The organism is Amycolatopsis sp. NPDC102389, from assembly GCF_044765885.1.
GTDB lineage: Bacteria > Actinomycetota > Actinomycetes > Mycobacteriales > Pseudonocardiaceae > Amycolatopsis.
Map to the genome: position 1 here is coordinate 26529 of NZ_JBIWKX010000048.1, position 7133 is coordinate 33661.

Here is a 7133-nt window from a genome sequence, read left to right on the forward strand (position 1 = left end):
TGGAGGGAGCCGGCCCTGCCCGGGCGAGTACGGAGTGACTGTGGGCTCAACCGTCGCGTCTGCCGTTCTATCAGGGGCAGCGGTGTGCGTCCATGGCCCGGGAGAGGGAATTCGGGTTACGCAGGCAGATCCTGGTCGCCGCGGCCGACCACGTCGGCCGGTTCCAGCGAGCCGTCGGTGATCGCCCCGGTGACCTTCCGCAGCACGCCGCCATGACCTGCGGTGTAGGCGAGAATCGCGGCACGGGCCGCCCCGGGGTCGATCCCGAGTGTCCCGGCGACGAAGCCGATGGCCTGACCGAACTGCGCTCGGTCGTTCAGCGCGGCGACCGAAGACTCCACGAACCGCTCCGATCGGCGCTCGACCCGTTCCTGGACCAAAGCGAGCACCGCCAGATCCGCCACGACCTGCGCCAGTTCCAGCTGCCACTGCTGGAGCGTCACTCCGGTGTCGAAAAGCAGGTTGAACCCGCCCATCGCCTCTCCGTCCAGCCGCATCGGCACGGCGACCGCCGACCGGTATCCGGCCGCGAGCGCGGCGGGCACGAAATCGGGCCAGCGCGGCCGATCGGCGGACAGGTCGGGCGAGGTGATCAAGGTGGCGGAGGTGATGCAGTCGACGCAGGGCCCCTGATCGATGTCGGTCTGGAGAGACTCCAAGAACTGCACCGTCTCGTCCGAAGCGGCCACCACCATCAGGCCACCATCGGCGCGGCTCAGCAGAACACCGGTCGATGTCGCGCCGAGAAGCCCCGAGCCGACCTTGGTGACGAGGTGCAGCACGGTGGCGTTGTCCGGGCTGTCGACCATACGCGCGGTGATCGCGGCCAGCGCGCCGGTCAGTTCGGAGGACAGCGTGTCGGTGTCCCCGTCGGCCCGTCGGTGACGACTCATGTTTCCTCCAGGTCGGCGGTTCATTCGGCGAATTCGTTCAGGATGATGCGGCGGCCCAGCACATCGCGGGCGACGTCCAAGATCGACCGGTTCCGGCTGTAGGCGTGCGCACGCAACCGGATGAAGGCTTCATCGAGACTGATACGCAGCTGGGCGGCGAGCATTCCGGTGGCTATGTTGACGTCGTGAAAGGACCGGACCGGATCCGGGACGAAGGCCTGTCCTGCTTCTTCGGCTTGCCTGGCTTGCCGCAGCAACGCGGCGGCGCCGAGATCCGCGGCCAGCGCGACGTCCCGGAGTTCGTCGGTGGGCAGGCCGCCGATACGACGACGATACAGCTCCAGCGTGCCGAGCCGGATGGCACCGAACCGGAGCGGGAACCCGAACATCGCCATCGCGCCCTCCGCCAACGCGACCTGGGCGAACCCCGGCCAGCGCACCTGCTCGACACTCAGGTCGGGCACGAGTACCGGAGCACCACCGGTGAAAGCCTCGACACCCGGCCCTTCGCCGACGGTGTACTGCAATTCGGCCAGGTCCGCGGCCCAGGAATCGCTGGCCCCGAGAACCTCTTCGGCATGAGCACTGTCCCGCAACGCCAACGTCGCGGCGTCGACATGGCTCAACGTCTCCACACAAGCGAGGCATACCGTTTGCGCCCAGCTGTCACGGCGGCCCTCCACATCGGCGGGCGCGGCGATCGCCCGCCACAACGGCTCCCGATGCCGCCTCTCCAAGGTCGCATCCCTCCGCATCGCGGACTGTCCGAGCGGGCAATCCGGAACCGTCATCCTACGAGACGGAGTGCGGCCTCCGCAGGACACAGGATGGGACGGAAGACTTCCGCGGTTCGATGCCGCGAGCGGCGCGGGCGCACCATGCCCGCGGGGCGCGGTCGGCGTATCGTCGATGCCAACCCGCCTGGTTCAACCAAGAGCCCGATGGGCCAGCGGCGATCACCCTGGACTGCAGCCGGGGTTCACCGTGCCGCACCCCAAGCCGGCCCCCGGACCCAGGGCCGCTTCTTCCTGCCGCGCACTGAAACTCCCCAGCGGCCGGCTCACGTCGTAGGCGGCACGCCGGTGGCGTAGGTGACGAACCGGGCGGCCGTCACCGATGAGGTACTGGTCGCGGTCCAGTGCGGCCGCGACGTCGCTGGTCGTCGCGGCGGTGGTGGCCACACCGTCGGTGATCAGGGTGATGGTGGCCTCGTCGACGCCGGGCACGGCCTGGGTCACCTGCTCACACATCCGGTGCAGCAGGACCGCGGAGTCGTCCAGCGCCGCGGTCAACGTTTCCAGCGCGCAGGTGACGTCGTCCAGGACCACCGGCCAGGACTCGTTTCGCGTGTCGTCCATGCTCAGCTCTCCCGTCGGGCACGCACAACGACGAGAATTCGGCACCGGTCCGGAACCCACGAAAACCTCAGCACCCACACCTTATCGACGTTGACGCTTCCGCGGCGACCCCAGCGCTTCCGGCGACGGCACCAGGCATCGGCCGAGTTCGAACAGCAGGACGGAGCACGCGAACGATGAGCACGAGCAGAGCAGTGACCTGGGAAGGCTTCTTCAACACGAGGGACCTCGGCGGACTGCCCACCAAGTCCGGTGACACGACCAGCTACAGAGCCTTCTTCAGGGCAGCGGACCTTCGTTTCGTCACTGAGAAAGGTTGGGCCCAAGCGCACGAATCCGGCGTCCGCACGGTTATCGACCTCCGCAACACGGACGAGATCCGGCCTACCGAAACCTCGTCGACGACCTTGGCGGGATCGGCGCAATTCACCGCCACCTCAGAAGGTCCTGTCACACCGGCCGGCGTGAACCGGCACGAGGTCCCGCTCGACGACATCGACGACATCGAGTTCTGGCAGCACATCAACCGCGCGCGACTCAACGGCACCCCGCTCTACTATCCCGTCTTCCTCCAGCGGAAGGCCGAGCGTTGCGCCGCCGTCGTCAAGGCGATCGCCCACACCGATCCCGGCGGGGTCCTGTTCCACTGCGGCGGCGGCCGAGACCGAACCGGGCTGATCGCGCTTCTGCTGCTCGCGCTGGCCGATGTCGAGCCTCGGGCGATCGCCGCGGACTACGCCATGTCCGCCGAAGCCCTCAAAGCTCTGTACACCGCGATGGGAACCGCCGACCAGCAACCGTTCATCCAGGGTGTCCTCGCGGACCGGGGCACCACTACCGAGGAGGCCGTCATGGCGACCCTCGACGGGTTCGATGTCGAGCAGTACTTGCTCGACGCCGGCGTGACCGGCAGCGAGCTCCGCAGCGTTCGCCGCAGGCTCTTGGGTCTCCACCCTCGCTGAGGCTCGTGGACGAACGCCGAATCGTGCCGGTCACGCTGCGCCGGGCTCGGGGTTCAGGCGACGCTGGACTCGGCTTCCGCTTTCGCCTTCTCGTGCAGGTCGACGCCGCGGGTTTCCGGGAGGGTGAAGACGACCAGGGCGCTGATGACCATGAGCACCATGCCGTAGACGACGAACAGCGACGGATGGCCGTTCTTGGCGAGAAGCGTCTGCAGGTACGGGGCGGTACCGCCGAAGGCCGCGACCGCGATCGAGTACGGCACACCGACGCCGATGGTGCGGATGCGGGTCGGGAAGATCTCCGCGTAGACCGCGGGGCCGATGGAGGAGAACCCGGCCATGAAGACCAGGGCGATCGACATCGCCACGAACAGCTGCCAGGCCTGGTCGCCGACCATCGCGTTCAGCGGGAAGCTCAGCACCAGGAGGCCGACGATCGCGATGAACAGGACCGGCTTCCTGCCGATGCGGTCGGACAGCCTTCCCCACAACGGCAGGGCGATCAGGAAGATCACGTTCGCGAACACGCCCGCCCACAGCGCACCGGTCGGGTTGACGCCTCGCACGGTGATCGCGTACGAAGGCGCGGCCACGGCCCACATGTAGTAGATGACCGTGGCGCCGACGGTCAGCCCGACGACCTGCACGAGCAGTTTCGGGTTCTGCTTGATCGTCTGCCAGATCCGGCCCTTCTCGGCCTTCTTCCCGGCCGCTTCGTCCTTGGCCGTCTCGGCGAGGAACACCCCGGTTTCCCGCATGCGCAGCCGCATGTAGAGCGAGTAGATCCCGAAGACGCCACCGAGCACGAATGGGATCCGCCAGCCGAAGGCGAGCATTTGATCGTGGTTCAGCGCACCGGAAAGGACCGCGCCCAGCAGCGTGCCGGCGAGCACGCCGCAAGTGCCGGAGAAGTAGATCAGGCTCGACCACAGCCCGCGCCGGGTGGACGGGGCCACCTCGGCGATGTAGGTCTGCGCCGAAGGAAGCTCGCCGCCGTGCGCGAGGCCTTGGGCCAGCCGTGCCACCACGAGGATCACCGACGCCCACACGCCGATCTGCCCGTACGTCGGGGAAAAGCCGATGACGAGGCTGCCGCCGGCGGCGATCGCGACCGTCAGCGTCATCGCCAGCTGACGGCCCTTGCGATCGGCGATCCAGCCGAAGACCAAACCGCCGAGGGGCCGGGCGGCGAAGCCGACCGCGAAGACCGCCAAGGTGCTCAGCAGCGCCGAAACCTCGTCGTGAGCGTTGAAGAACTGCGCGGCGAAGAACGACGCGAACGTCGCGTAGATGTTCCAGTCGAACCATTCCATCGCGTTGCCCGCGCCGAGCCCGAACAGGGTGCGGCGGCGATCCGGGAAAGTGGCCGTGGCGCTCATCGGGTGGCTCCTTCGGCGAAGCGGTCGAGACGGCGGACGGCCAGTTCGGCGTAGACGGTGGCGGCCCTGGACAGCACGGTCGGATCGAAGTCGGCGTACGGACTGTGGTTGTTGGGCGCGGTGTCCGGCTCGAGCCCGGGCATCAGCGCGCCGAGACCGAGGAACGTGCCCGGCACCTCGGCCAGCACCCGGGAGAAGTCCTCGGAACCGGCCACCGGGTTGGGCAATTCGGTGTAGTACTGCTCGCCGATCGTTTCGCGGACGACCTCGGCGCCGAACGCGGTCTCGTCGACGTCGGTGACGGTGACCGGGTACTCGCTTTCGAACACGACGTCGGCGGTGACGCCGTGCGCTCGCGCGACGCCGTCGATCGTCTCGCGGATCGCCGTGTCGAGCAGCGCGCCGGTGGCGTCCGAGAAACAACGGACGGTGGCCTCGAACTCCGCGGTGGCGGGGATGACGTTGCGCTTGGTACCGCCGCGGATGACGCCGACCGTGACCACGGCCGGGTCGAAGATGTCCAGCCGCCGGGTGACCATCGTCTGCAGCGCGGTGATCATCGCCGCGGTCGCGGAGATCGGATCCTTGGCGCGGTGCGGCATCGACCCATGGCCACCCTCGCCGTGCACGGTGACGAGCAGCCGGTACGACGCGGACATCAGCGTGCCGGGGCGGCTGGCGAACTGCCCGCTGGGCAGCATGGACGAGAAGACGTGCAGCCCGTAGGCCGCGTCGGCGCGCCTGCCGGCGGCGTCGAGCACGCCTTCGCGGAGCATCACGCCGGCGCCGTCCCAGCCCTCCTCGCCGGGCTGGAACATCAGGACGACGTCGCCGTTGATGCGATCGCGGTGGGTGTGCAGCAGCCGCGCCGCGCCGACCAGCGACGTGGTGTGCAGATCGTGGCCGCAGGCGTGCATCGCGCCGTTCGTGGCGGCGAAGTCCAGTCCGGTCGCTTCGGCCACGGGGAGTGCGTCCATGTCCGCGCGCAGCAAGACCGTGCGCGGTCCGGCCGAATCCCGGGCCGGGCCCGCACCGCGCAGCACCGCGGTGACCGAGGTCGTGCCGGTCCCGGTGGAGACCTCCAGTCCGAGCCCGTCGAGTTCACGGAGAACCCGCTCCTGCGTGCGGGGCAGGTCAAGACCGATCTCGGGCTCGCGGTGCAGGTCGCGGCGCAACCGGACCAGCTCGTCCTGCAGGCTTCGAGCGTCGTCGTGAAGGTCCACCGGTCGATCTCCTCTTCGTCGGACGTCGGCGTCTTGGTCGTCGAGTGTGCGAATCCGCGTCCGATATCGGGCTAGAATTGTCGGAATCGCTCAACGATCAGCCCCTGGAAGCACAAATGGTGATCAGCTCACTGGATGAGGAGGACTTTTCGCTCATCCACGCTCTGCAACTGCGGCCTCGTGCCACCTGGGCGCAGCTGGGCGACGCGCTCGGCTCGTCGCCGGTGACGCTGGCGCGGCGGTGGGAGCGGCTGCGCGACGGAGGCGGAGCCTGGGTGACGGCGTATCCGCGCGTGCCGGGGCGGTCCCGGATCCAGGCCGCGTACGTCGAGATCCGCTGCGCGAGCGGACAGGTGCGGGAACTCATCCGCGAGCTGGCCACCTGGCCATCGGTGGTCAGCATCGAGGAGGCTTCGCGCGAATACAGCCTGGTGCTGACGGTGTTCGGCCTCGGCATGCACGACCTGTCCACGCTGCTCCTGGACGCGATCCCCGGGCTTACCGGTGTCCTCAACATCCGCTCGCATCTGGTGTCGCGGTTACACGTCGAGGGCAGCTCCTGGCGGGTGGGCGCGCTGGACCGGGGGCGGGTGCAGGCGTTGTCCCAGCTGCCGTCGTCCGGCGGCACGGGCGGACGGCAGACGGCGCTGCGGCCGTGGCAGGAGCCTTACGCCGCCCTGACCACCGCGCTGGGCGAGGACGGCCGCCGCACCGCCGCGGACCTCGCCCGGATCACCGGCCGTCCGGTGTCGACCGTCCGGCGCCAGCTCGGCCACCTGATCGCCGCCGACGCGCTGACGTTCCGGTGCGAGATCGCGCAGGGGCTCACCCCGTCGCCGATCGTCGTCAACTGGTGGTGCCAGGTGCCCGTCGCGCACGTGCCGACCTGTGTGGACCGGCTGCGGGCCAACCCGGCCATCCGTCAGATCGCGAGCCTGCCCGGCCCGGCGAACCTGCTGGTCACCACCTGGATGCGCTCGATCGAGGAATCGATGCGGATGCAGGAGCATCTCGAACAGGACCTCGCCCCGCTGTCGATCGTCGACTCGGCGCTGATCCTGCGGACGGCCAAACGGATGGGCTGGCTCCTGGACGATCTGGGCCGCAGCACGGGATTCGTCGTCACCGTGCCCGCTCGCCGGGAATGAAACCTCTTGAGGGATAAGGCAGGGCCCGGCCAAGCCGCCTGTCCGCTGGTCATGTGGGTGGGTCGTGGGGGGGGGGGGGGGGGGGGTGATAAAAAAAACCCCCCACAACCCCCCCCCCCCCCCCCGCCCCCTCAGACACCCAAGCCCCGGCCGGCCACCGCGCAGCGGGG

At 69.0% G+C, this 7133-nt stretch carries 7 protein-coding genes; 2 read left to right on the top strand and 5 right to left on the bottom strand.

Features of this window, described 5'->3' with window-relative positions; genetic code table 11:
- Positions 1-116: 116 nt before the first annotated feature.
- From ACIRGA_RS31190 to ACIRGA_RS31200, 3 genes are all read right to left on the bottom strand, one after another.
- A complete protein-coding gene (locus ACIRGA_RS31190; RefSeq protein ID WP_400947698.1) occupies positions 117-893 on the bottom strand; it encodes a GAF domain-containing protein in 777 nt (258 codons plus the stop codon).
- Between the two features lie 20 nt (positions 894-913).
- Complete coding sequence (locus tag ACIRGA_RS31195; RefSeq protein WP_400947700.1) at positions 914-1630, bottom strand: GAF and ANTAR domain-containing protein; 717 nt, start codon at positions 1628-1630, stop codon at positions 914-916.
- Positions 1631-1849: 219 nt separating this feature from the next.
- Positions 1850-2251, bottom strand: a complete 402-nt coding sequence (locus ACIRGA_RS31200) for a hypothetical protein (RefSeq protein WP_400947703.1) — start codon at positions 2249-2251, stop codon at positions 1850-1852.
- Positions 2252-2427: 176 nt separating this feature from the next.
- Here ACIRGA_RS31200 and ACIRGA_RS31205 point away from each other — a divergent pair, with 176 nt between their 5' ends.
- The gene (locus ACIRGA_RS31205) at positions 2428-3213 is read left to right on the top strand and encodes a tyrosine-protein phosphatase (protein ID WP_400947705.1); all 786 of its coding nucleotides are present in this window, start codon (positions 2428-2430) and stop codon (positions 3211-3213) included.
- A 53-nt stretch (positions 3214-3266) separates the two neighbouring features.
- Here the strand turns inward: ACIRGA_RS31205 and ACIRGA_RS31210 are convergent, their stop codons facing one another.
- Positions 3267-4592 carry an MFS transporter gene (locus ACIRGA_RS31210; RefSeq protein WP_400947707.1) on the bottom strand — a complete coding sequence of 442 codons (1326 nt, stop codon included), beginning with the start codon at positions 4590-4592 and terminating at the stop codon, positions 3267-3269.
- A complete protein-coding gene (locus tag ACIRGA_RS31215) occupies positions 4589-5815 on the bottom strand; it encodes a M20 family metallopeptidase (RefSeq protein WP_400947709.1) in 1227 nt (408 codons plus the stop codon). The genes ACIRGA_RS31210 and ACIRGA_RS31215 overlap by 4 nt, the downstream gene beginning before the upstream one ends.
- A 116-nt stretch (positions 5816-5931) precedes the next feature.
- On the opposite strand from ACIRGA_RS31215, the gene ACIRGA_RS31220 reads away from it, so the two are divergent.
- On the top strand, positions 5932-6963 hold the full coding sequence (locus ACIRGA_RS31220) for an AsnC family transcriptional regulator (protein ID WP_400947712.1): 1032 nt from the start codon (positions 5932-5934) through the stop codon (positions 6961-6963).
- Positions 6964-7133: the final 170 nt, after the last annotated feature.

Excerpts from the sequence above, each read along its gene's own strand:
- ACIRGA_RS31190 (WP_400947698.1), bottom strand. The coding sequence starts at position 893 with ATGAGTCGTCACCGACGGGCCGACGGGGACACCGACACGCTGTCCTCC.
- ACIRGA_RS31200 (WP_400947703.1), bottom strand. The coding sequence starts at position 2,251 with ATGGACGACACGCGAAACGAGTCCTGGCCGGTGGTCCTGGACGACGTC.
- ACIRGA_RS31205 (WP_400947705.1), top strand. The coding sequence starts at position 2,428 with ATGAGCACGAGCAGAGCAGTGACCTGGGAAGGCTTCTTCAACACGAGG.
- ACIRGA_RS31210 (WP_400947707.1), bottom strand. The coding sequence starts at position 4,592 with ATGAGCGCCACGGCCACTTTCCCGGATCGCCGCCGCACCCTGTTCGGG.
- ACIRGA_RS31220 (WP_400947712.1), top strand. The coding sequence starts at position 5,932 with ATGGTGATCAGCTCACTGGATGAGGAGGACTTTTCGCTCATCCACGCT.